We start from the raw sequence: 19,887 nt of genomic DNA on the forward strand, positions 1-19,887 counted from the left end.
CGCCCGCCGAGCAGCAGGAAGCCGCCGAAGGTCAGCATGTAGGCGTTCACCACCCACACCAGCGAGGTTTCCGAGAAGCCGAGGTCGCTGCGGATCGACGGCAGCGCGACGTTCACGATGGTCGTGTCCAGCACGATCATCAGCACGCCCAGGCACAGCACGGCGAGCGCCAGCCAGCGCTTGCGGGTGTCGAGGTGGCGGTGGGGCATCGGGAAATCCTCCGTCGTCGGGGCAAAAACGGCCATTCTCGTCGCAGCGAACCGACACACCCCCCAACAGGGGGGGCGCGCCGCGCGCGACCGCATCGCGCCCGCTCGCTAGACTTCGCCGTTCATGCGCCGGGGAGGCGTTTCACTTCAGAAGATCCAGACCACATGAAACGGGCCACATTCCTGCTCAAGCTGTGTTACTGCCTGAACCTGTTCGGGCTCTTGCTGCCGATCGTGCTGGCGCGCCTCGGCGGCCTGCCGGCCTTCGGCGATGCGGCGGAAGCGGCCGCGGCGCTGCTTTCCGGGCTGATCGCGCTGGTGCTGCTGCTCGCGGGCCTGTACCGCATCGGCGTCGTCGCGCGCGTGCCCGGCACGCTGGACGCCTGGCCGGCCACCGGCCTGCCCGAGGCGCTGCAACGCGCCGGCTCGGTGGGCCTGCATGCCGGTGCGGTGATCGGCGTCGCGAGCCTGCTGGTGCGCCCGTGGCTGCATGGCGTCGATGCGCTGCCGGCCGCGCAGGTGCTGGCGATGGCCGGCGGCATCGGCCTGATCGGCCTGGTGCTGTTCGAGTTCGGCCGGCTGATGTCCTTCGAGCAGCGCGCGCGCGACGAGCTGTCGCCGCAACGCCTGCGCCCGTCTCCGGCGATCGAGGGCCATTCGAGCCTCGACCGCCGCAAGCACTGAGGCACCGGGGCCGCGATGGCTCGACTGGATGTCGGCGATCGCCTCGCGTCGGGTTTCGTCGGCGTGGTGATCGGCGCCGTGATCGGTGCGGCGGTGGCCTGGTGGCTCGGCGTGTACCACGCGGCGATCGACGTGCCCGACCTGCGGCCGGTGTTCGTGCGCTGGATCGGCGGCACGGCGCTCGGCTTCGGCCTGGTCGGGTTCCTGTTCGGCCCGGTCGTCGGCACGCTGCTCGGCGAGGTCATCACCTGGCTGTTCCGGCTCGAGGGCCGGCGCTACACCGAGTTCCCGATCGGCCTACCGGTGCTGGTGATCCTCGCGCTGGGCGTGTGGTACTACGTCAAGTACCACTGAGCCGCATCAGGCCGGAGACGGCTCACTCGCAGCGCGCCGCGCCGCTCGCCACGCAGTCGAAGAAGCCGAGCACGCGGTGCAGCACCGGGATGCGGACCGCGTCGGCCTCGATCAGCAGCGAGTGCTTGCCTTGCACCACCGTGCGGCCGATGCAGTAGCCGGCGCCGTGCGCTGCGTTGAGGTTGTCGCAGAAGGTTTTCTGGGCCGACGGCTTCACCACCACGTCCTGCTCGCCCTGCAGCAGCAGCACCGGCTGGCGGATGCGTGCAGCCGCCTCGCCGCGCACCCGCTCCGCGGCGGCGCAGGATTGCTGGAACCAGCGGTACGACACGCCGCCCACCTTCGCATGCGGCGAGCCGCAGTCCGGGCCGTCGCAGCGCGCTTGCGCGCGCATGTCCCAGTGGCGCTTGAAGCGCGCCGCGCTGTGGGTCAGCGCGTTCGGCGCATCAGGGGCGCGTTGCCGGATCAACTCGTAGGCGGGGTCGAAGGGCGTGCCCTCGGCATAGCTCTTCGGCATCAGCCAGGCGATGCCCGACAGCTGCATCGTGCCGCCATCGCACAGGTAGTCGGCCAGTTGCGCCGTGACGCCGGCGTTGCTGGCACCCGTGGCCCACGGCGCCATCATCGGCGTGACGAGCGCCAGCGCCGCGATGCGCGCCGACGGCGAGGTCTCGAGGAACAGAGCCGCCGCCGCACCGCCCATCGAATGGGCCAGCAGGAACAGCGGCAGCGGCCGGCCGGCACGCGCCGCGCGCACCGGGCCATCGACGAAGGCGGCCAGGTCGTTCACGTAGTCGTCGAAGTTCTCGACGTGCCCGATCGAATCGTCCTGCGGCAGCAACCGCTGCGAGAAGCCCTGGCCGCGGTGGTCGTGGATGTAGACCGAGTAGCCGCTGCGCACCAGGTCGCGCACCGTCTCCTGGTACAGCGCCAGCCCTTCGGTGCGGCCGGTGGAGATGACGATGCCGCCGCGCGTCTCGGCGCGGTGCTGGTACAGCCGGTAGTGGATCTTCACGCCATCGGCGCCGGCGAAGGCGCCGCGCGTGAGCTGGGCCTCTTTCAGGGCGATGGCCTCGAGGTCGGTCCAGCTCGGCGACGCGGCGAGATCGGCCTCGGTGCCGATCACGTAGGGGGCGGGGCCGGAGGCTTCCAGCGGGGGGAACGACGGGCCCTCCTGCGCGCAGGCTGCGCCCGCCATGGCCACGAAGGCGATCCCCGCGGCCACGCGCCGCGCCAAGCCTTGCCACATCGTCCGCATCCTCAGTACGTCCGCCCTGCCTTGAACTGCGCCCGCGTCGTGCGCGTGCGCTGCGTCGCGCGGTCGATCGCGGCGAACGACTTCGCGGCATGCGCATGGCACACCGCGAGGCCGAGCGCGTCGGCGGCGTCCTTGCCGGGCAGGCCGGGCAGCTTCAGCAGCCGCATGATCATCTCCTGCACCTGTTCCTTGCGCGCCTGGCCGTGCCCGACGATGGCTTTCTTCATCTGCAGCGCGGTGTACTCGGCCACATCGAGGTTGCCCGACACCAGCGCGGTCAGCGCCGCGCCGCGCGCCTGGCCGAGCAGCAGCGTGCTCTGCGGGTTCACGTTGACGAACACGATCTCGACCGACGCACAGTGCGGCTCGTAGCGCGCGGCGACCTCGCGCACGCCGTCGAAGATGATCTTCAGCCGCGCCGGCAGGTGGCCGGCGTCGGCGGCATCGGTCTTGATGGTGCCGCTCGCGACGTAGTGAAGCGCCTGACCGTCGACGTCGACGACGCCGAAGCCTGTCGTTCGCAGGCCCGGATCAATGCCCAGGATGCGCATCGTGTCGTTCCGGACCAAGCAACGCCCCGGGGAACCGGCTTTGCCGGGCCCCTGGGGTGGCGCCCCTTGGGGGCAGGAGCGCAGCGACTGGGGGGCGAATTTCCTCAGGCATCGAAATACCAGCGCACGGAATGGAAGAACACCGGCGCCGCGAACGCGAGCGGTGCCACCCGGTCCAGCAGGCCGACCGCCCCGGTCACCGACGCCCGGTTGCCCCAGCGCCGCACGCCGGCATCGCGCTTCAGCGCCTGCATCACCAGCGAGCCCAGCGTGCCGCAGCCGGAGGCGATGAAGCCGATCAGCAGCGACTGTGCCGGCTTGAACGGCGTGATCCAGTACAGCAGCCCGCCGACCAGCCCGCCACCGAGCGCGCCGATCACGAACGCGCGCCACGAGAACGTGCGGTCGATCTGCCGCGCCACCGGCCGCGCCCGCACCCGCCGGCTCGCCAGCGCCTGCACGCCCTGCGCACAGGCCACCACCAGCACCAGGTACAGCACCAGGAAGGCGCCGCGTTCCTGGTAGCCCTCGAAATCGAGCAGCAGCAGTGCAGGGGCATGGCTCATGCCGTAGATGCACACCATCGTGCCCCACTGGATCTTCGCGGTGCGCTCCAGGAAACGCGTCGCGTCGTTGCCGAGCGCCGCGAGGATCGGCAACGCCGCGAACGCATAGACCGGGATGAACACCGTGAACAGGTCGAAGTGGCGCGTGCCGGCGAGGAAGTACTGCGCCGGCAGCACGACGAAGAAGGCCGCGAGCAGCGCGCGGTGGTCGCCGCGCCGCGTGTGCGTCAGCGTGATGAACTCGCGCAGCGCGAGGAAGCTCATCAGCGCGAACAGCAGCGTCGCGACGAATGCGCCCGAGGCCCACGCCACCCAGAACAGCACCGTACCGATCCACACCGCGCGCAGCTCGCGGCGGAAGCGCTCGGTCAGCTCGGCCATCTCCGGCGACAGCTCGCGCAGCGACCGCGCGAAGGCCAGGCCGGTCACGATGGCCAGCAGCCCGAAGATGATCACGAACAGCAGGCCGACCTGCTGGGTCACCGTCAGTTGACGCAGCGCACCCATCAGGCGGCCACCTTGCTGAGCGCCATCACGGCGGAACGCGCACGGTCGAGGAAGGCACGTTTCTCTTCATCGGGCGCGAGCGTCATCGGCGCGCCGAAGGTCACCGAGCAGAGGATCGGCACCGGAACCACTTCGCCCTTGGGCATCACGCGCTGCACGTTGTCGATCCAGGTGGGTATCAGCTGCACGCCGGGGAACTGCTCGGCCAGGTGGTACAGGCCGGCCTTGAAGGCCTGCGGCTCGCCCTTGTTGCCGCGCGTGCCCTCGGGAAAGATCACCAGCGAGTCGCCGTTGCGCAGCGCCTCGACCAGCGGCTCGAGCGGGTCTTCGTCCTCGGTGCGGATGCGGCTCACGTAGACGGCATTGAACACCTCGCGCGTGATCCAGTGCTTCAGCGGCGACGAGGTCCAGTAGTCGCGCGCGGCGATCGGCCGCGTCTGCGCCCGCAGGTCGTGCGGCAGCGAGGCCCAGATCAGCACCCAGTCGAAGTGGCTCTGGTGGTTCGCGAAGTAGATGCGCTGCTCGGCCTTCGGCGGGCTGCCGTACCAGTGCCCCTGGGCACCGGTGATCAGGCGAGCGATCGACGAAAGCAGCAGTCCGACGAACTCGGGGCGGGTCATGCCCGGATGTTAGTGGCGGAAATGGCGGATGCCGGTCAGCACCATCGCGATGCCGCGTTCATTCGCGGCGGCGATCACCTCGTCGTCGCGCATGCTGCCGCCCGGGTGGATCACGCAGCTCGCGCCGGCGTCGACCACCACGTCCAGCCCGTCGCGGAACGGGAAGAACGCATCGCTCGCCACCGCCGAATCCTTCAGCGACAGCTTCGCGTTCTCGGCCTTGATGCTCGCGATGCGCGACGAATCGACGCGGCTCATCTGCCCGGCGCCGACGCCGAGCGTCATGCCGTTCGCGCAGAACACGATCGCGTTGCTCTTGACGTACTTCGCGACCTTCCACGCGAACAGCAGGTCGAGCATCTGCTGCTGCGTCGGCTGCTTGACGGTGACGACCTTCAGGTCGGCGAGCGCCAGCTCGTGGAGGTCGGCGCTCTGGATCAGCAGGCCCGAGCCGACGCGCTTCACGTCCTGCGCATTGCGGCCCTGCAGCCACGGCGTGGCGCCGCCCGGCGGCAGCGCGATCTGCAGCAGCCGCACGTTCGGCTTGCCCTTGAAGGCCGCCAGCGCCTCGGCGCTGAACGACGGCGCGATCACCACCTCGGAGAACTGCTTGACGACCAGCGCCGCCGCCGCGCCGTCGAGCTCGACGTTGAACGCGATGATGCCGCCGAAGGCCGAGCTCGGGTCGGTGTGCAGCGCCTTGCTGTAGGCCTCGGCTGCGCTCGCACCGATCGCGACGCCGCACGGGTTCGCGTGCTTGACGATCACGCAGGCGGCCGGCGCGTCGCCGGGGCCGAACGACTTGACGCATTCCCAGGCCGCGTCGGCATCGGCGATGTTGTTGTACGACAGCTCCTTGCCCTGCAGCTGCCGGCCGGTGACGAGCGAGCCCGGCGCCGGGTTCAGGTCGCGGTAGTACGCGGCGGCCTGGTGCGGGTTCTCGCCGTAGCGCAGGTCCTGCAACTTCACGAAGCGGCCGTTGCTCTGCGCCGGGAACGCGCTGCGGCTGCCGTCGGCCTGCAGCGACGACAGGTAGTCGCTGATCGCGCCGTCGTAGTCGGCGATGCGGTTGAACGCGGCCACCGACAGCTTGAACTTCGTCTCGCGGCTCACGCTGCCGGCCGCCTTCAGCTCGGCGACGACGCCGGCGTACTGCGACGCGTCGGTCAGCACCGCGACATCCTTCCAGTTCTTCGCGGCCGAACGCACCATCGCCGGCCCGCCGATGTCGATGTTCTCGATCGCGTCTTCCAGCGTGCAACCGGGCTTCGCCACCGTGGCCTCGAACGGGTAGAGGTTCACGACCAGCAGGTCGATGGTCGAGATGCCGTGCTGCTGCAGCGCCGCCATGTGCTCCGGCACATCGCGCCGCGCCAGCAGGCCGCCGTGCACGGTCGGATGCAGCGTCTTCACGCGGCCGTCGAGCATCTCGGGGAAGCCGGTGTGGTCGGCGACCTCGGTCACCGGCAGGCCGGCGTCGGCGAGCAGCTTCGCGGTGCCGCCGGTCGAGAGCAGCTTGCAGCCGAGGGCGTGCAGTTCGCGTGCGAGATCGAGCACGCCGGTCTTGTCGGAAACGGAAAGCAGGGCTTGCATGAGGGGGGCCTCGATTACTTGGTGAGCTTGTGGTCCAGCAGCTTGCGCCGCAGCGTGTTGCGGTTGATGCCCAGCCATTCGGCGGCGCGGCTCTGGTTGCCGTCGGCATGCTTCATCACCACGTCGAGCAGCGGCTTCTCGACGACCTTCAGGATCATGTCGTACATGGCGTTCGGCTCGACGCCGCGCAGGTCCTTGAAATAGGTTTCGAGGCTGTCACGGATGCATTCTTCGATGTGCTTCTTGCTCATGCTTGTTGTTCGATGAGATCGTGATTCGCTGCGCCGCCGGGGTGTGCCGCGGGCAGCCGATGGTGCGTGCCGGCCAGTTGATCGAACCAGTCCGTCACGGCCCGCACCTGCTCCTCGCAGGTGTCGAGCGTGTTCATGTGGGCGCGAAAGCCCTCGCCGCCGGGCAGCGCGCGCACCGCCCAGCCGATGTGCTTGCGCGCGGTGCGCACGCCGGCGTGTTCGCCGTAGAGCCCGTAGTGCTCGTGCAGGTGCTCCAGCAGCCAGGTCTTGGCCTGCAGCACCTCGGGCGCCGGCAGGTGCTCGCCGGTGGCCAGGAAGTGCGCGATCTCGCGGAAGATCCACGGCCGGCCCTGCGCCGCACGGCCGATCATCAGCGCATCGGCGCCGGTCGCGGCCAGCACCTCGCGGGCCTTCTCGGGCGAGTCGATGTCGCCGTTGGCCACCACCGGGATGCGCAGCGCGGCCTTCACCGCGGCGATCGTGTCGTACTCGGCGTGGCCGCCGTAGCCCTGTTCGCGCGTGCGGCCGTGCACCGTCACCATCGCGATGCCGGCCGCTTCGGCGGCGCGCGCGATCGCCACCGCATTGCGCTCGGCCTGGCACCAGCCGGTGCGCATCTTCAGCGTCACCGGCACGCGGCGCGGCGCGCAGGCGGCGACCACCGCCTCGATGATCGCGAGCGCGAGCGGTTCGTCCTGCATCAGCGCCGAGCCGGCCCACTTGGTGCACACCTTCTTGGCCGGGCAGCCCATGTTGATGTCGATCACCTGGGCGCCGCGGTCGATGTTGTAGGCAGCCGCCTCGGCCATTTCCTGCGGCTCGGTGCCGGCGATCTGCACCGCGATCGGTGCCACCTCGCCATCGTGGTTGGCGCGCCGCGAGGTCTTCAGGCTGTTCCACAGCTCGCGCCGCGACGTCACCATCTCGCTCACCGCGTAGCCCGCGCCCAGCCGCTTGCACAGCTGGCGGAACGGCCGGTCGGTGACCCCTGCCATCGGCGCGGCGAACAAGCGGTTCGGCAGCGTGATGTCGCCGATGACGGGGCCGGTGGGCATGGTGGGGGGGAGTGCCAAAAAAGGAGGCAGGAGTATAGCCCTTGGGGGCTGCGCATAATGCCCGCGGATGGATGCATGGATCGACCCGCTGATCGCGCTGCTGGCGCTGCCGAAATTCGGACTCTCTTCCGTCTTCGTGATCGCACTGGTGTCGGCCACGCTGCTGCCGATGGGCTCGGAGCCGATGGTGGTGGCCGTCGTCAGCGCCAACCCCAGCCTGTTCTGGCCGGCCGTGCTGGTGGCGACCGTCGGCAACACGCTGGGCGGTGCGATCACCTGGTGGATGGGCTACGGCGCCGAGAAGGCCTACGAACACGTGAAGCACAAGCCGCACGAGGTGCGCGTGCTGCGCTGGCTGCAGCGCTTCGGCGCGAAGGCCTGCCTGTTGTCGTGGCTGCCGATCGTCGGCGATCCGCTGTGCGCGGTGGCCGGCTGGCTCAAGCTGCCGTTCTGGCCCTGCGTCGGATTCATGGCGATCGGCAAGTTCGCACGCTACCTGGTGATGACGGCGGGGGCGCTGTGGCTGTTCCCGGGCTGGTTTGCGGGATGATGGGGGGTTCGTTTGGCACCGCATCGGTGCGCAATCAAACCGTGATGGATTGCCGGCTCGCGATGACCGGCGGCGCTTCGCGATGACAGCGCACCGGCCCCTCGTGGCACGATCCCCGCAGTGCCCGGCGGGCTGACAAGGCAGAGCATGAAATTTCCGACCCAATCCAAGCCCGAGACCAAGCCGAAGCCCGCGCCGGCTGTGGCGAAGGCTCAGGTCCGCTCTGCGAACGCACCTGCGAAAGCGGCCGTGAAAGCGCCTGCGAAAGAAGCCACCAGACTGGCCACCAAACAGGCCACCAAACAAGTCACCAAAGAGAAGGCTGCCAAGCCCGCGAAGCCCGCGGCCGACCCGAACGCCTTCCTGAAGAACCCGGTGCGCTGGCTGAAGCGCCTGTTCCGCCGCCCGGTGCGGCTGAAGCGCCAGGGCCTGGATTTCAAGCTGGTGCTCGACGACCCGGCGACCCGCTTCGGCGATTCGGTGCTCGCGCCGAAGATGTCGCCGTCCGACACCGCCGACGTGCAGGCGATGCGGCTCGAACTGGCTGCGGTGCTCGACCGCGATCCGCGTTCGCGCCGGGTGCTGGTGCACCTCAACATGCTCGAGCGCGCGCTGAAGACCAAGGGCATGAAGGCCTTCGAGGACCTGCCGGCCGAGCTGCTGCGCAAGGCCATGGCCCAGCTCGACACGCTGGTGATGGACTGGTCGGCACGCGGCCTGACGCTGCTGCGGGCCCGCGCTTCGGGCACGCTGGCCCGCACGCGCATCACGGCCAGCACCCGGCAGATGTCCGACTTCGGCGACACCACGCATGTGCAGGTGCGCGAAGCGAGCGTCACGACCTTCATGGAGGTCGACCAGGAGTGGGAGCGCTCCATGACCGGAAAAAGTTGACCACCCCGGAGGTAGAAAGTTGACCACCCCCGGAGGCGCTGCGCGCCTTCCCCCTCAAGGGGGCGCCGCCAGCGGCCCGGCGGAGCCGGTTCCGCGGCGGCCGATGGGCTGAAGCCGCTCAGGCAGCCTTGCGTGCGGCCCGTTTGACGGGCGTCTTGGCGGGTGCCTTGGCCGCAGCCTTGCGCGGCGCCTTGGTCGCTGCGCTGCCGTTCAGTCCGGCGAGCTTCGCGCTCAGCTCGTCGATGCGCTTCGTCAGCGCGGCGACATCCTTTGCGCTCGGCACGCCCAGCTTGGCCAGTGCCTTCGCGGTGCGTTCCTCGAAGATCGACTCCAGCTTGTCCCAGTGCTGGCCGGCCTTGGCGGTCACGTCGCCGGCCATGCCGCTCATCCGGTTCGTCACCTCGCCGATCTTCTCTTCGGCCACGGCCTGCGTCTTGCGCTGCAGGCTGACGCCTTCCTTGACCAGCGCGTCGAACACCTTGCCGCCTTCTTCCTGGGCCTTCGAGAAGGCGCCCAGCCCGGCCAGCCAGATCTGCTGCGCCGAATCCTTCACCGTGCCGGCGAACGCGCTGTCGAGCAGGCCGGCCGCCGAGGCGCTCTTCTTCTCGGCCATCTTCTGGAGTTTCTTGACCATGGGTTCCTCTTTCCGTTGTTGAGTCGGTGATGTGAAAGTCGCGGGGCCACTATAGGAGGCCCTCCGGCGGGCGCCACCGGCTTTCTCTAGGGCGCAGCCTCTATGGGCGGGCTCGGGTAATCGCGCAGCAGCGCGCAAGCGGCTTTGGTCAAGAATCGAACGAAATCAATCCCGGTCGTCAACCCGACCGCCCCAGGAGGACTGCATGCAGTATTTCGTCACCGGCGCCACCGGCTTCATCGGTAAGCGCCTCGTCAAGACCCTGCTGCAGCGCCGCGGCGCGACCGTCCATTTCCTGCTGCGGCCGGAGAGCGAGGGCAAGGTCGACGAGCTGCTGCAGTACTGGGGCGTCTCGAAGGCGCGCGCGATTCCGGTCTACGGCGACCTCACCGCGAAGAAACTCGGCGTCTCGGCCGACGCGCTGAAGGCCCTGAAGGGCACGATCGACCACGCCTACCACCTCGCCGCGGTCTACGACCTGGCCGCCGACGAGGAAAGCCAGGTGCGCGTGAACGTCGAAGGCACGCGCAACGTCGTCGAGTTCGTCCGCGCGATCGATGCCGGCCACCTGCACCACGTCAGCTCGATCGCCGCCGCCGGCCTGTACGAGGGCGTGTTCCGCGAGGACATGTTCGACGAGGCCGAGGGCCTCGACCACCCGTACTTCATGACCAAGCACGAGAGCGAGAAGATCGTGCGCAAGGAATGCAGGATCCCGTGGACGGTCTACCGCCCGGCGATGGTGGCTGGCGATTCGCAGACCGGCGAGATGGACAAGATCGACGGGCCGTACTACTTCTTCAAGCTGATCCAGCGCATGCGGCAGATCCTGCCGCCGTGGATGCCGAGCGTCGGCCTCGAGGGCGGCCGCGTCAACATCGTGCCGGTCGACTTCGTCGTCGCGGCACTCGACCACATCAGCCACGCGAAAGCCGAGCTCGACCGGAAGTGCTTCCACCTCGTCGACCCGCAGGGCTACCGCGTCGGCGACGTGCTCGACATCTTCAGCAAGGCCGCGCACGCACCGAAGATGAACCTGTTCATCAACGCCGCGCTGCTGGGCTTCATCCCGCGCAGCGTCAAGAAGGGGCTGATGGCGCTCGCGCCGGTGCGCCGCGTGCGCGCCGCGGTCATGAAGGACCTCGGGCTGCCGGAGGACATCTTCACCTTCATCAACTACCCGACGCGCTTCGACTGCCGCGACACGCTGGCGGCACTGAAGGGCTCGGGCATCGCCTGCCCCGACCTGCGCGACTATGCGTGGCGGCTGTGGGATTACTGGGAGCGCCACCTCGACCCCGCCCTGCTGATCGACCGCTCGCTGCGCGGCACGGTGGGCGGCAAGGTGGTGCTGGTGACCGGCGGCTCGTCGGGCATCGGCCTCGCGGCGGCGATCAAGTTCGCCGAGGCCGGCGCGATCACGCTGATCTGTGCCCGCGACGAGGCCAAGCTGGCCGAGGCCCGCAAGGAGATCCTGCTGGCCGCCGGCAAGGATGCGCGCGTCGAGACCTTCTCGTCCGACATCGCCGACGAGGCCAGCTGCCGCGACCTGATCGACTGGATCAACGCGAATTTCGGCGGCGTCGACTTCCTGGTCAACAACGCGGGCCGCTCGATCCGCCGCGCGATCGAGAGCAGCTACGACCGCTTCCACGATTTCGAGCGCACGATGCAGCTGAACTACTTCGGCTGCCTGCGCGTGACGATGGGCCTGCTGCCCGGCATGGTCGCGAAGAAGAAGGGCCACATCGTCAACATCAGCTCGATCGGCGTGCTGACGAACGCGCCGCGCTTCTCGGCCTATGTGGCCAGCAAGGCGGCGCTGGATGCGTGGACGCGCTGCGCGTCGAGCGAGTACGCCGACACCGGCATCACCTTCACGACGATCAACATGCCGCTGGTGCGCACGCCGATGATCGCGCCGACCAAGATCTACAACAACGTGCCGACGCTCGCGCCCGAGGAGGCGGCCGACATGATCGCGCAGGCCTGCGTCTACAAGCCGGTGCGCATCGCGACGCGCCTGGGCATCGCCGGCGAGGTGCTGCATGCGCTGGTGCCGCGCATCGCGCAGATCGTGATGAACACCAGCTTCCGGATGTTCCCGGACAGTTCGGCGGCCAAGGGCGACAAGTCCGCCAAGCCGACGCTGTCACCGGAGGCGATGGCCTTGCAGCAGATGATGCGCGGCATCCATTTCTGACCATCCCGAGGGCTCCTGCGCATCCGAGACGTACTCGCGTGCCGGCACCGCACCGGCACCCGCCTCCATCCAGCGCTCGGACGCGGTGGCGATCTGCTCCAGGTGCTGCTGCGCCGCGCAAGTGCCGTTGCTGCGCTCGGGCAGGTCGCGCAGGATCGCCCAGCAGGTGCGCCGCAGCATGTGCAGTGCCGCGGCCAGCTGCAGGGGGTTGCCGCTCAGCTGGGTCGACGCGCTCTCGATCTCGCGCACCACACGGTCGCTGTCGAGGCCGTCGCGCACGATGCGCTTGACGCTGGCGACCGGGTCGTAGGCGCGGCCCAGCTGGAACAGGCGCAGCGCGAGCGCGATCGCGACCAGGCTGGTCAGCACCTGGCGTGCCGCGAACAACTCGCCGCGCGTCAGGTGGCGGCAGATCGACATGTGGGCGTAAGCCACGTCGAACTGGGCGCGCGCCGCGATGCAGTCGTTGGTCAGCTGCCGGGCCACCGCCGCCTGCAGCGGCATCAGGTGCCGCGCGCCCCACAGCGGCTGCCAGCGCAGCACGCGCTCGACGACCGGCAGCGTKTCGGGCGTCACGACGAAGAGCTCGAGCTTGAAGCCATCGGCATACAGCACCGAGGTGCGGCAGCCGAAGCCTTCCTTCCAGGCGGGCCCACCGACCAGCTGCACCGGCTCCGCGACCAGCGGCAGCAGCGCCTCGCCGACCTGGCGGGCGCCTTCGACCAGCGCGCCCTCGGCGAGCAGCACGACGAGATCGAGGTCGGAATGGTCATCGTGCCGGCCGCTGGCTTGCGAGCCGCCGAGCGCGACGGCCAGCGCATGCGGGCAGTGGCGCAGCGTGGCCTGCGACAGCTGTTCGGCGAGGCGGGTGCAGTCTCTCATGGGAGCTCCCGGCGGGGGCGTCATGTGTGCAGCGCCACGCTGACGCCGGCTCGCTGGGCCAGGGCGGCCCGGATGGCGATCACGAGCGCGCCGGCGGCGGTCATCGCGGACGCCAGCGCGTACACGCAGGGGCCCCAGGTCGGCAGTGCGCGGCTCGCGAACCAGGCGGCACCGGCCATGCCGATGCCGTGCGCGCAGGCGGTGTAGAGCGCCTGGCCGGTGATGGCGTAGCGGTTCGGGCTCAGGTCACGCACCCACAGCGCGCACAGCGCGTGCATCCAGGAGAACGAGGCGACGTGCAGCATGAATCCGACCAGCAGGCACGGCAGGCTGTCGTCGTCGGCGAGCAGCGACCAGCGCAGCAGGGACAGCATCACGACCGCGCCGAACAGCCGGGCGTTGCCCCAGCGGGCGCGCAGGCGATCGAAGGCCGCGAAGCCGAGCGTCTCGACGCCGAAGGCCGCGCACCACAGCGCGGCAATGGCCGGGCTGCCGACGCCTTGCTGCTGCAGCAGCAAGGTGGCGCTGCTGTAGAAGACGCCGTTGGCGCCGATCAGCAGCGTGGCGCCGACCAGCAGCAGCACACCGCTGCGGGTGGCGAGCGACGCGGGCGCGCGGGCGGGCATCGCGATGCCGGCAGGCGCCGAATCTGGCAACTGCGCGGACAACTGCTTTGGCAACTGCTCCGGCACCGGCGCGGGTGCCCGCACCATGGATCGCACGGCCGACTGCATCGCGTGCAGGCTGGTGATCAGCACCAGCGCCGACACCAGCACCATCAGCGGCAAGGCAGCCTGCTGCCATGCGGCCCCGGCCGACCACAGGCCGCCGAACAGCAGCACGCCGGCGCACACCGATGCCGAACCGAGCGCCCGCATCGCGCCATAGCGCATCGCGCCGCCGGTACCCCTCAGCCGGGTCGCGATGGCCTCGAGCAGGCTCTGGCAGTAGTTGCGGCAGGCGGCCATGACGACCACCGCGAGCAGCAGCCCGGCGAAATGCGTCGAGGTGCCGAGCAGCCAGGCGGCGCCGAGGACGGCCCAGGCGGCCACCCACAGCAGGCTCGACTGGCGTCGCGACGCATCGGCCCACCACGCGAGCAGCGGCCCGGTGACCAGCTTGACGCCGAACACGGCGCTGAAGATCCATGCCACCTCGTCGGGGGCCAGCCCCTTGTCGCGCAGGAAGGGCGGCAGGTAGCTCAGCAGCACGCCGGCCGGCAGGAAGAATCCGATGTAGCCGAGGGGCAGGTGCCATGCGTGGCTCACGCGACTCACGCGGCTCACAGTTGGCGCTCCAGCATGCCCAGGCTCCACGCCCGCACGCGCCGGCCGGCGGTGTCGTCGAGGTGTCCGGTCCAGACGGCGCGCGTCGGGCCGACCAGCCGGTACAGGCACTGGAAGGCCAGGTGCAGGTGCAGGCGTCGCCGCCAGGCCGGCGGGTCGGCCAGCAGCCGTGCACTGGCGTAGTGGTCCCAGGCGCGCGCGACGAGGGGGAGCGGGTCGCGGTCGTGGCGCAGCGCGCGGATCACGTACTCGCTCAGCAGGTAGGCGAGGTCGTAGCAGCCTTCGCCGCAGTGGCCCTGTTCGAAGTCGATGACCGACACGCCGTTCTCGGCGTCGACCAGCACGTTGCGGGAGTTCAGGTCGCCGTGCACCGGCTCGGCTTCGAGCACGAGGTAGTCGTGGATGAACGCCAGCGCTGCGCGATGCAGGTGCGGCGGCAGTTCATCGACCAGCCGGGCATATTGCAGCTCGATCTTGAAGGCCTTGAAGGGCCGGCTCGCGGCGAGCAGGCTGTCGCGCGGCTGCAGCGGCAGCGCGTGCAGCCGGCCCAGCCAGCGCGCGATCGAACGCAGGGGCAGCTCGATGCGGGGATCCTGGCCGGCGGCGGTGGTGGTGGTGTGGGTGCCGGGGGCCTGCAGACGCTCGTACAGCGGCATGCCGGCCGCAGCATCCATCGCGATCACGTCGTACTCGCTCTGGATCGCGACCAGCGCCGGCACGTTCAGCGGCGGCGTGCCGGCGTGCATCGCGGCGGCCCGCGAGGCCATGTCATGCCAGCTGCAGGCGACGAGGCAGCGCTGTGCCGCACGCGTCGGCAACGGCGGGAAGTCGCTCGACAAGGCCGCTTCGGTGAAGCGCTTCAGGTAGTGCGTGCCGGCCGGGGATGTCACCTTCAGCACGCGGTTGAACAGGCCGCCGGTGACCGGCTCGATCTGCTGCGGGCTCGGCCACAGCAGGCGGGCGACCTGGATCATCTCGCTGTCGATGCCGATGGTGTCGGCCGGGGGCAGCGGGAGCGGCAGGCTGAGTGCGGGGAGCGTGGCGGTGGCGGTAGCGGTGTGGGACATGGTGCGAGCCTGTGACGGAGGGTGGTGCAAGGACGCGGGGTCAGCGCGCCGGATGTCGGTGGATGCCGCGCACGTACAGGCTCTGCGCGACCGGGAAGAGGCTGATCTCCTGCACGTTGACGTGCGCGGGCTGCTGGTGGATCCATTCGATGGTGCGCGCCAGGTCGTGCGCTTCGAGCGGCGCGAAGCCTTCGAAGCGGGCGGCGGCATCGAGGCCGGGCTGGCCGTCGAGCAGGCCGGTGCGGGTGGTGCCTGGCTGCACGCAGCTGACGCGCACGCCCGAGCCGTGCAGGTCGGCGCGCACGCAGCGCAGCAGCTGCTGCGTGTAGGCCTTGCTCGCGGCATAGGCCGCCATCAGCGGGGCGGCGTCGTGCCCGGCGATCGAACCGAGCACGACCAGCGTGCCGCTGCCGCGCTGCAACAGCAGCCGGGCGAGGTTGCGCACGACGAGCGTGGTGCCGAGCACGTTGGTGTCGATGGTGGCGTGCAGCTCGGCATCGCTCATCGCGGTGAGCGGTGCACCCTGGAAAGCGCAGCCGGCACAGTGCACGGCGAGTTCGATGTCGTGCAGCCGCAGGCGGCCGCGCTCGGCGAGCTGGCCGAAGGCGGCATGCAGGCCGGGCCGGGCGACATCGTGGGGCAGCGCGATGAAGCGGCGCGGCCAGTCGCGTTCGAGTTCGGCCAGCAGCGCGGCGTCGCGCGCAATGCCGACCACGCTGAAGCCACTCGCGAGCAGGCCCTGCGCGACCGCACGGCCGATGCCGCGGCTCGCGCCCGTCACGGCGCACCAGCGGGCGGGTGGGGGGCTTTCATCCATCGCGGTCATCCATTGATCAGGTACGAGCTGCCGGGGACCAGGTGCGGCTGGTGCGGCGCGATGGCATGGACGTTGACCGTCTTGATGCTCCAGCGCTGGTGTTGGGCGGCCTCGTCGCGCACGATGCCGATCTCCTTGCCGTGCAGCGACAGGTTGTTCGAGATCGAGACGAAATCGCCCGGGCGCATCAGCACCCGGCGCTTCATCGCATGCAGCGTGGCGGTCAGCCGCTTCACGGCACGGGTCGCCGAATCGGTCAGGCCCTCGGTGCGGTTCTCGAAGAAGCGCAGGTCGACCTCGCGTGTCAGCACCGCATGCTCGGACGCCTTGCCCAGGGCCACGTTGCCGCCCACCATCGACAGGTCGTCGAACGGCGTGTAGAACGCGGCTTCGCGCAGCACCGCCAGCGTGTCCTTGTCGAGTGCGGCCAGCACGTCGCGGTTGGCGACGAAGGTGGTCCAGATCTCGTTGTCGTCGCAGCTGCGCAGCGCCAGGATGTTGACCAGGTCGGGGCGCACGAAGTGGTTCGCGAGATCCTTGTGGAAATGGATCGGACCGAGTGCCTTCTGCGATTGCGAGTCCTTCAGCGCGTCTTTCGGGAAGATGTCCTGGAAGACATCGCCGTCGTTCACGTTCAGGTACGAGATCGGGTGCTCGCCGGCCACCTCGGCGTACAGCTGCAGGAAGCCTTCGGCGACGAAGCTGCGCTTCAACCGGTGCTTGTCGGCCACCGGGTCGACATTGCCCAGTTCGGGCAGCAGGCTGTCGATCGGGCAGTTCTCGACGAACACGAACGGCCGCTCGTACGCGGACGCGCGCCGGCGCCCCTCCATGAAGTCGCGAAAGCGCGCGAGGTTCGGATCGCCCGCGACCAGCATGCGGATCTCGTGGCTGAACGCCTCGTAGGCCTTGTACGGGCTCACGCGGATCGATTCCAGGCGCCGGACCAGCGCGCTGCGTTCTGCGTCGCTGAAGCTGAAATCCAGCGGCAGCTCGCGGCATCGGGTGTCGAGGGGGGTCATCTTCTGTTCTCCCTGAAGGTCGGGTGAGGGTGCGGATGCGGTTGGGGTGGCAGTCATCGATCGAGCAGCTGGCGCAGCCCGTGCTTGCCGCAGACGGGGTCGATCGTGATCTCGAGCCAGGGCACGTCGGCGGCGCGCAGCCAGCCGAGCGCCGCGGCACCGGGCTCCTGCCGCTGCGCGAGGCCCCGCGTGTCGCCGTGCCAGCACGGGAAATCGGGGTCATCGGCCGGGAACAGCGCATCGGCGATGTCGRCATGCTGCAGGCCCGCGGTGCTGTCCGAGGCATGCACGGTGACGCCGGCGGCGTGGCCCGGCTCGAGCGTGGCCCGCACCACGCCGGCCAGCGGCGCGCGCGGCACGTACAGCGTGCCCAGCACCTCGGCCAGCAGGCAGGGCGCGACGATGCGCTTGTGCCGCTGCGCGTAGCTGCGCCGGTACAGCGCCCGGTCGCAGGTCTGGCCGACATCGATGTGGCGGCGCTGCAGGTCGCGCAGGCCGGCGTCGAAGCTGCGGCGCAGCTCGGGGTAGTCGACGATCGTGCCTTCGCAGTACGACAGGTAGCTGGGCCACGACCACACGCTGCGCCCGTCTTCGGCATCCAGCAGCACCCGGTCGTTGGCGAGCGGCCGCGCGCCGTGCCGCAGCACCATGTCGATGAACAGCGTCGACTTGCCGGCCCCCTTGCTGCCGAGGAACAGCCAGGCCCCGCCATCGAGCACCACCGCGCTCGCATGCAGCATCGGCGCGAAGCGCGGCCCGCGGCGCCACAGCGTCAGGTTGCGCGCGGCGTGGAAGATCAGCTCGCTGGAACGCACGGCGCGCATCGGGTCGATGTGCACATCGAGGCAGGCGCGCCGCGCATCGTGGCGGAACAGCATGCCTTCGCCCGGCAGGTGGATGGCACCGCCGGCATCGATGCCGGCATCGGCCGGTCCTTCGAGGTTCCAGTGCGGGTAGTTCAGCGAACGGTGGAAACGCGCCTGCGCCGGCCAGCCGGCGGCTGCGTCGGCCAGCTCGGCGGCGCTGGCGTGGTGCACGCGGATGTCCATCGCCGGCATGGCGCCCGGCTCGACCACCGAAGGCTCGTAGGAGCGCGCGATGCGGTCGAAGAACCAGGCATCGCCGAACGCGCTGTGAAGCAGGAACTGGCTGTCGAGCAGCCGATGACGACTCGTGTCCACGCAGGCCTCGAAGACGCAATGTTCCTCGGCGGCAAGGCCGCCGAGGCCCGGTTGAAGGGGGAGCGTCTCCGTGTGGGAGTCGTGTGCCGCATGACAGGCGGCCGGCTGGGTGGGGGCACAAGAATTCTTGTGAGCCCAGGCGGCAAAGTCTACGGAGCCRCAACGGGCCGGTCAAGCGCCCTGCGTCGAAGAGGGCTGTCAGTTCGCTGTCGCGAATCCGACCAAGGCGGGGCTTCTTGAATGCCGGCGCATGATGCGCGGCAGCTTCCATGGAGGATTCTGATGACACGCCAATTTGACGCCATCGTGATCGGCAGCGGCCAGGCCGGGCCGTTCCTCGCAGCCCGGCTGTGCGCCGCCGGCATGAAGACCGCGCTGGTCGAGCGCGAGCACCTGGGCGGCACCTGCGTCAACGACGGCTGCATCCCGACCAAGACGCTGGTGGCGAGTGCGCGCACCGCGCATGTCGCGCGCCGTGCAGCGGACTACGGCGTGGTGATCGACGGTGCGGTGCGCGTCGACATGAAGGCGGTGAAGGCGCGCAAGGATGCGATCGTCGCGCAGTCGGTGGCGTCGCTGTCGTCGTGGCTGGGCGGCATGGAGAACCTGAGCCTGCTGTGGGGGCAGGCGCGCTTCGTCGGGCCGCACCGGGTGCAGGTGGGCGACGAGGTGCTCGAGGCGCCGAAGGTCTTCATCAACGCCGGCGCGCGTCCGATCGTGCCCGACTGGCCGGGCATCGCCGACGTGCCGGTGCTGACCAACACCTCGATGATGGCGCTCGACGTCGTGCCGGAGCACCTGCTGGTGATCGGCGGCAGCTACATCGGGCTGGAGTTCGCGCAGATGCACCGCCGCTTCGGCGCGCGCGTGACGGTGCTGGAGCACGGCGGGCGCCTGGTGTCGCGCGAGGACCCGGAGGTGTCAGCGGAGGTGCGCGCGATCCTCGAGCGCGAGGGCATCGAGGTGCTGACGATGGCGCGCGATTTCTCGCTGGCCCGCGCTGCGGACGGTGCCATCCGCCTGAGCATCCTGCAGGACGGCCGGCCGCGCGAGCTCACCGGCAGCCACCTGCTGGTGGCCGTGGGCCGCCGCCCGAACACCGACGACCTCGGGCTCGAGCACGCCGGCGTGATCTGCGATGCACGCGGCTACATCGAGGTCGACGACCAGCTGCGCACCAGCGTGCCCGGGCTCTGGGCGATGGGCGACTGCAACGGCCGCGGCGCCTTCACGCACACCTCGTACAACGACCACGAGATCGTCGCCGCCAACCTGCTGGATGACGATCCGCGCCGCGTCAGCGACCGCATCCCGGCCTATGCGCTCTACATCGACCCGCCGCTCGGCCGTGTCGGCATGACCGAAGCCGAGGTGCGGGCGAGCGGGCGCGACGCGCTGGTCTGCGTGATGCCGATGACGCGTGTCGGCCGCGCGAAGGAGCGCGGCGAGACGCAGGGCTTCATGAAGGTGCTGGTGGATGCGCAGACCGAGCGCATCCTCGGTGCATCGCTGCTGTGCATCGACGGCGACGAGATCGTGCATTCGCTGCTTGACGTGATGGCGGCGAACGCACCGTACACGGTGATCGCGCGGGCGGTGCACATCCACCCGACGGTCAGCGAGCTGATCCCGACCTTGCTGCAGCAGCTGAAGCCGCTGCCGAAATGACGGAAGGAAATGACGGAAAGAAATGAGGGAAGATT

At 69.8% G+C, this 19,887-nt stretch carries 20 protein-coding genes and 1 pseudogene; 6 read left to right on the plus strand and 15 right to left on the minus strand.

Annotated features, from left to right (window positions below):
- Positions 1–209, minus strand: a pseudogene (locus AC1D1T_RS12675) (MFS transporter); the annotation flags it as partial.
- 165 nt (positions 210–374) lie between these two features.
- Here AC1D1T_RS12675 and AC1D1T_RS12680 point away from each other — a divergent pair.
- Both AC1D1T_RS12680 and AC1D1T_RS12685 read left to right on the plus strand, forming a co-directional pair.
- Positions 375–893 (plus strand): hypothetical protein, encoded by a 519-nt coding sequence (locus tag AC1D1T_RS12680; RefSeq protein ID WP_465111160.1) that lies wholly within the window; start codon positions 375–377, stop codon positions 891–893.
- 15 nt (positions 894–908) lie between these two features.
- Complete coding sequence (locus AC1D1T_RS12685; protein WP_477825612.1) at positions 909–1,247, plus strand: hypothetical protein; 339 nt, start codon at positions 909–911, stop codon at positions 1,245–1,247.
- A 22-nt stretch (positions 1,248–1,269) separates the two neighbouring features.
- Here the strand turns inward: AC1D1T_RS12685 and AC1D1T_RS12690 are convergent, their stop codons facing one another.
- The 7 genes from AC1D1T_RS12690 to dusB all read right to left on the minus strand — a co-directional run bounded on the left by AC1D1T_RS12690 (position 1,270) and on the right by dusB (position 7,648).
- Entirely contained in the window at positions 1,270–2,496 is a 1,227-nt protein-coding gene (locus AC1D1T_RS12690) for an alpha/beta fold hydrolase (RefSeq protein ID WP_477825613.1), read from the minus strand.
- Between the two features lie 11 nt (positions 2,497–2,507).
- Positions 2,508–3,056 (minus strand): crossover junction endodeoxyribonuclease RuvC, encoded by a 549-nt coding sequence (ruvC, locus tag AC1D1T_RS12695; protein WP_477825614.1) that lies wholly within the window; start codon positions 3,054–3,056, stop codon positions 2,508–2,510.
- Positions 3,057–3,160: 104 nt separating this feature from the next.
- Entirely contained in the window at positions 3,161–4,129 is a 969-nt protein-coding gene (locus AC1D1T_RS12700; RefSeq protein WP_047500776.1) for a phosphatidate cytidylyltransferase, read from the minus strand.
- Positions 4,129–4,749 carry a lysophospholipid acyltransferase family protein gene (locus AC1D1T_RS12705; RefSeq protein ID WP_477825615.1) on the minus strand — a complete coding sequence of 207 codons (621 nt, stop codon included), beginning with the start codon at positions 4,747–4,749 and terminating at the stop codon, positions 4,129–4,131. Before AC1D1T_RS12705 ends, AC1D1T_RS12700 begins: the two co-directional genes overlap by 1 nt.
- A 9-nt stretch (positions 4,750–4,758) precedes the next feature.
- Complete coding sequence (gene purH, locus AC1D1T_RS12710) at positions 4,759–6,342, minus strand: bifunctional phosphoribosylaminoimidazolecarboxamide formyltransferase/IMP cyclohydrolase (RefSeq protein WP_465111164.1); 1,584 nt, start codon at positions 6,340–6,342, stop codon at positions 4,759–4,761.
- A gap of 14 nt (positions 6,343–6,356) precedes the next feature.
- Positions 6,357–6,593, minus strand: coding sequence for a Fis family transcriptional regulator (locus AC1D1T_RS12715; protein WP_047500781.1), 237 nt, complete (start codon positions 6,591–6,593; stop codon positions 6,357–6,359).
- Positions 6,590–7,648 (minus strand): tRNA dihydrouridine synthase DusB, encoded by a 1,059-nt coding sequence (dusB, locus tag AC1D1T_RS12720; RefSeq protein WP_047500783.1) that lies wholly within the window; start codon positions 7,646–7,648, stop codon positions 6,590–6,592. The genes AC1D1T_RS12715 and dusB overlap by 4 nt, the downstream gene beginning before the upstream one ends.
- Before the next feature lie 67 nt (positions 7,649–7,715).
- Between dusB and AC1D1T_RS12725 the strand changes: the two genes are divergently transcribed.
- Together AC1D1T_RS12725 and AC1D1T_RS12730 are read left to right on the plus strand one after the other, a co-directional pair.
- A complete protein-coding gene (locus AC1D1T_RS12725) occupies positions 7,716–8,198 on the plus strand; it encodes a YqaA family protein (protein WP_477825616.1) in 483 nt (160 codons plus the stop codon).
- A 249-nt stretch (positions 8,199–8,447) separates the two neighbouring features.
- Complete coding sequence (locus AC1D1T_RS12730) at positions 8,448–9,092, plus strand: hypothetical protein (RefSeq protein ID WP_477825617.1); 645 nt, start codon at positions 8,448–8,450, stop codon at positions 9,090–9,092.
- A gap of 118 nt (positions 9,093–9,210) precedes the next feature.
- Here AC1D1T_RS12730 and AC1D1T_RS12735 read toward each other — a convergent pair whose 3' ends face one another.
- Complete coding sequence (locus AC1D1T_RS12735) at positions 9,211–9,726, minus strand: phasin family protein (RefSeq protein ID WP_477825618.1); 516 nt, start codon at positions 9,724–9,726, stop codon at positions 9,211–9,213.
- A 205-nt stretch (positions 9,727–9,931) separates the two neighbouring features.
- Here AC1D1T_RS12735 and AC1D1T_RS12740 point away from each other — a divergent pair, with 205 nt between their 5' ends.
- A complete protein-coding gene (locus tag AC1D1T_RS12740; protein WP_465111167.1) occupies positions 9,932–11,929 on the plus strand; it encodes an SDR family oxidoreductase in 1,998 nt (665 codons plus the stop codon).
- Here AC1D1T_RS12740 and AC1D1T_RS12745 read toward each other — a convergent pair.
- From AC1D1T_RS12745 to AC1D1T_RS12770, 6 genes are read right to left on the minus strand one after another with little or no spacing between them, the layout of a single operon-like run.
- Positions 11,879–12,811: a nucleotidyltransferase domain-containing protein gene (locus tag AC1D1T_RS12745; protein ID WP_477991943.1), complete on the minus strand. Its 933-nt coding sequence runs from the start codon at positions 12,809–12,811 to the stop codon at positions 11,879–11,881. The genes AC1D1T_RS12740 and AC1D1T_RS12745 overlap by 51 nt on opposite strands.
- Positions 12,812–12,831: 20 nt before the next feature.
- On the minus strand, positions 12,832–14,079 hold the full coding sequence (locus AC1D1T_RS12750; RefSeq protein WP_477826359.1) for an MFS transporter: 1,248 nt from the start codon (positions 14,077–14,079) through the stop codon (positions 12,832–12,834).
- Between the two features lie 14 nt (positions 14,080–14,093).
- Entirely contained in the window at positions 14,094–15,164 is a 1,071-nt protein-coding gene (locus AC1D1T_RS12755; RefSeq protein ID WP_477826358.1) for a phosphotransferase family protein, read from the minus strand.
- A 40-nt stretch (positions 15,165–15,204) separates the two neighbouring features.
- Positions 15,205–15,981 carry an SDR family oxidoreductase gene (locus AC1D1T_RS12760; RefSeq protein WP_477991944.1) on the minus strand — a complete coding sequence of 259 codons (777 nt, stop codon included), beginning with the start codon at positions 15,979–15,981 and terminating at the stop codon, positions 15,205–15,207.
- Positions 15,982–15,986: 5 nt separating this feature from the next.
- Positions 15,987–17,003 (minus strand): Fe(II)-2OG oxygenase family protein, encoded by a 1,017-nt coding sequence (locus tag AC1D1T_RS12765; protein ID WP_047500798.1) that lies wholly within the window; start codon positions 17,001–17,003, stop codon positions 15,987–15,989.
- A 53-nt stretch (positions 17,004–17,056) separates the two neighbouring features.
- Complete coding sequence (locus AC1D1T_RS12770; RefSeq protein WP_477991945.1) at positions 17,057–18,184, minus strand: phosphoenolpyruvate carboxykinase (ATP); 1,128 nt, start codon at positions 18,182–18,184, stop codon at positions 17,057–17,059.
- Between the two features lie 282 nt (positions 18,185–18,466).
- Between AC1D1T_RS12770 and AC1D1T_RS12775 the strand changes: the two genes are divergently transcribed.
- The gene (locus AC1D1T_RS12775) at positions 18,467–19,852 is read left to right on the plus strand and encodes an FAD-containing oxidoreductase (protein ID WP_477827763.1); all 1,386 of its coding nucleotides are present in this window, start codon (positions 18,467–18,469) and stop codon (positions 19,850–19,852) included.
- The last annotated feature ends 35 nt before the right edge of the window (positions 19,853–19,887 follow it).

Source organism: Rhizobacter sp. P2_H3 (assembly GCF_056403355.1).

Excerpts from the sequence above, each read along its gene's own strand:
- AC1D1T_RS12725 (WP_477825616.1), top strand. The coding sequence starts at position 7,716 with ATGGATGCATGGATCGACCCGCTGATCGCGCTGCTGGCGCTGCCGAAA.
- AC1D1T_RS12690 (WP_477825613.1), bottom strand. The coding sequence starts at position 2,496 with ATGTGGCAAGGCTTGGCGCGGCGCGTGGCCGCGGGGATCGCCTTCGTG.
- AC1D1T_RS12700 (WP_047500776.1), bottom strand. The coding sequence starts at position 4,129 with ATGGGTGCGCTGCGTCAACTGACGGTGACCCAGCAGGTCGGCCTGCTG.
- AC1D1T_RS12760 (WP_477991944.1), bottom strand. The coding sequence starts at position 15,981 with ATGGATGAAAGCCCCCCACCCGCCCGCTGGTGCGCCGTGACGGGCGCG.
- AC1D1T_RS12705 (WP_477825615.1), bottom strand. The coding sequence starts at position 4,749 with ATGACCCGCCCCGAGTTCGTCGGACTGCTGCTTTCGTCGATCGCTCGC.
- AC1D1T_RS12715 (WP_047500781.1), bottom strand. The coding sequence starts at position 6,593 with ATGAGCAAGAAGCACATCGAAGAATGCATCCGTGACAGCCTCGAAACC.
- AC1D1T_RS12740 (WP_465111167.1), top strand. The coding sequence starts at position 9,932 with ATGCAGTATTTCGTCACCGGCGCCACCGGCTTCATCGGTAAGCGCCTC.
- ruvC (WP_477825614.1), bottom strand. The coding sequence starts at position 3,056 with ATGCGCATCCTGGGCATTGATCCGGGCCTGCGAACGACAGGCTTCGGC.
- AC1D1T_RS12765 (WP_047500798.1), bottom strand. The coding sequence starts at position 17,003 with ATGACCCCCCTCGACACCCGATGCCGCGAGCTGCCGCTGGATTTCAGC.
- AC1D1T_RS12755 (WP_477826358.1), bottom strand. The coding sequence starts at position 15,164 with ATGTCCCACACCGCTACCGCCACCGCCACGCTCCCCGCACTCAGCCTG.
- dusB (WP_047500783.1), bottom strand. The coding sequence starts at position 7,648 with ATGCCCACCGGCCCCGTCATCGGCGACATCACGCTGCCGAACCGCTTG.
- AC1D1T_RS12685 (WP_477825612.1), top strand. The coding sequence starts at position 909 with ATGGCTCGACTGGATGTCGGCGATCGCCTCGCGTCGGGTTTCGTCGGC.
- AC1D1T_RS12735 (WP_477825618.1), bottom strand. The coding sequence starts at position 9,726 with ATGGTCAAGAAACTCCAGAAGATGGCCGAGAAGAAGAGCGCCTCGGCG.
- purH (WP_465111164.1), bottom strand. The coding sequence starts at position 6,342 with ATGCAAGCCCTGCTTTCCGTTTCCGACAAGACCGGCGTGCTCGATCTC.
- AC1D1T_RS12775 (WP_477827763.1), top strand. The coding sequence starts at position 18,467 with ATGACACGCCAATTTGACGCCATCGTGATCGGCAGCGGCCAGGCCGGG.
- AC1D1T_RS12680 (WP_465111160.1), top strand. The coding sequence starts at position 375 with ATGAAACGGGCCACATTCCTGCTCAAGCTGTGTTACTGCCTGAACCTG.